Origin of the sequence: Frigoribacterium sp. Leaf164 (assembly GCF_001423665.1) — a bacterium.
Lineage (GTDB): Bacteria > Actinomycetota > Actinomycetes > Actinomycetales > Microbacteriaceae > Frigoribacterium > Frigoribacterium endophyticum.
In genome coordinates, this window is record NZ_LMOX01000003.1 from 123589 (window position 1) to 125783 (window position 2195).

General features: G+C 72.7%; 2 protein-coding genes. One reads left to right on the forward strand and one right to left on the reverse strand.

From position 1 onward, the window contains the following. Positions 1 to 864, reverse strand: an 864-nt coding sequence (locus tag ASF82_RS16115) for an ABC transporter ATP-binding protein (RefSeq protein WP_235491238.1), incomplete at its 3' end; no start/stop codon positions are given. A gap of 205 nt (positions 865 to 1069) precedes the next feature. On the opposite strand from ASF82_RS16115, the gene ASF82_RS08600 reads away from it, so the two are divergent. Beyond that, positions 1070 to 1927, forward strand: a complete 858-nt coding sequence (locus ASF82_RS08600; RefSeq protein ID WP_056056359.1) for a MerR family transcriptional regulator — start codon at positions 1070 to 1072, stop codon at positions 1925 to 1927. Positions 1928 to 2195 lie beyond the last annotated feature (268 nt).

Genomic DNA, 2195 nt, shown 5'->3' on the forward strand with positions numbered 1-2195 from the left:
GCCGAGCCCGTACACGAGCGCGAGGGCCAGGGCGGAGACGAGCGTCAGGGCGGTGACGAAGACGAACTGCAGCAGCGCGGTCCGCACCCCGATGTCACGGACGCGGGCGGCGCGGACGCGGAACTCCGCCGACTCCTCGTCGGGGCGGCCGAACAGCTTGACGAGGGTGGCGCCGGGCGCGGAGAAGCGCTCGGTCATCTGCGTGCTCATCGCGGAGTTGTGGTCGGCGGCCTCGCGCCGGAGCGCGGCGAGGCGGCTGCCCATGCGTCGCGCGGGGACCAGGAAGATCGGCAGCATGACCACCGCGAGGACGGTCACGAGCCACGACGTGCTGAGCATCACGATCAGGGTCAGGACGAGTGCCACGACGTTCGTGACGACGCCGGACAGCGTGCCGCTGAAGGCCTGCTGGGCGCCGATCACGTCGTTGTTGAGGCGGCTGACGAGAGCGCCCGTCCGGGTGCGGGTGAAGAACGCGATCGGCATCTTCTGCACGTGGTCGAAGACGGCGGTGCGGAGGTCGAGGATCACGCCCTCCCCGATCCGGGCCGAGTACCACCGCGTGACGAGCGAGACGCCGGCGTCGGCGATCGCCACGACCCCGATGAGGACGGCGAGCCGCACGATTGTGGAGACGTCGCCCCGCGCGACGATGACGTCGACCACCCGGCCGGCCAGCACCGGCGTCGCGACCGCGAGGAAGGCCCCGACCACCGAGAGGCTGATGAAGAGCACCAGCTTCGACCGGTAGGGCACCGCGAACGTCATGATGCGCCGGACGGACGCCCGTGAGATGCCGTGCGCGCCGTCGCGGGCTGACGAGATCTTGTAGAGCGAGCTCCAGGCCGCGCCTTCCATGCTCATGGCTGTTCCTTCCATCGGTACCAGGCTCAACCTAGACGGCGGGCGACGCTCGACTCGCAGCCGACCGAGCCGGGAGGAGTCGCGGCCTGATCGAGGCGGGGTTGCACCTGCCGCAGCGTCATGTGGTCTGCTCGGAGCACGTCCCGTCCCGCCCCGCTCCGAGAGGTCCGCCGTGCACTCCCTCCCGACTCCGCCCCGTCACGTCATGATCGGCGACGCTGCGGCGTTCGTCGGCACCACTCCCCGGGCCGTCCGCCACTGGCACGAGGTCGGCCTGCTCCCGGAGCGCGAGCGGGGCAGCGACGGCCGACGCCGGTACGGCTACGCCGAGATCATCCGGCTGCTCTGGATCCGACGGATGGCCGACGCCGGGATCGCCCTCGACGACGTCCGCGACGCGTTCACCGACGCCGCACCGGGCGGTGTCGAGGGCGAGGTCGCGAGCGTCCTCGCCCGGCTGGAGGACCGCCTGGCGGCGCAGGAGGCCGAGCTGCGGCGGAAGCGGGCCGCGGTGCAGCGCATGCGCGCCCGCGGCGACCGCCTGGGGCTCCTCGACGACATCGTCTCCGACCGCCTCCAGCCCGCGCCCGAGGGCTCGCTGCGCCAGGACGACCTCGACACCCTGCTGGTCACCGAGCGCATCTTCGGTCCGCTCGGAGCGGTCGCACAGGCTGGCCGGTTCCTCACGCTGGCCCTCCACCCCGAGCTGCGCGCCGAGTCCGACCGCGTCGACGCCGCGGAGGAGGCCCTCGACGACACGGTCGCCGTCGACGACCCGCGGGTGGCCCGCGTGGCGGCCGAGCGACACGCCTTCGAGACCGCGCTCATGCGGGTCATCGAGGAGTCCGGTCAGCTGGAGGAGGACGACGCCATCTTCGACGCCTGGGAGGAACTGCATCCACAGGGGGACGCGGACGTGGCGCCCGACCGGGTCGGGAGCTCGCAGGGCAGGAGCGCGGCGGAGATCATCCGGAGCCTGCCCTCCGACTTCTCTCCGGCCCGCCTGCGCTGCAGCGAGCTGGCGGTGCAGCTGGGGGCGTCCGCGGCGGCCTCGGCGCCCTGAGCCAGGCATGCGTCGGGGTCTGCTGAGGCCGGACCGCCCGTGTAGACCCGTCAGGGGGACCACGCCAGGGCCTCCCTCCCGCGGCGCGTCCGGTGTTCCGTGGACGACAGGACCGCGACGCGCGGCCCTCCACGACACGACGGACAGGAGAACCACCATGGCCGACCAGCCGATCCAGATCGGAGGCGGGCGCCGCACGTTCGGAGACTTCGCCCCCAAGCTCGCCGCCCTCACCGACGACGTCCTCTTCGAGGACGTCTGGAACCGC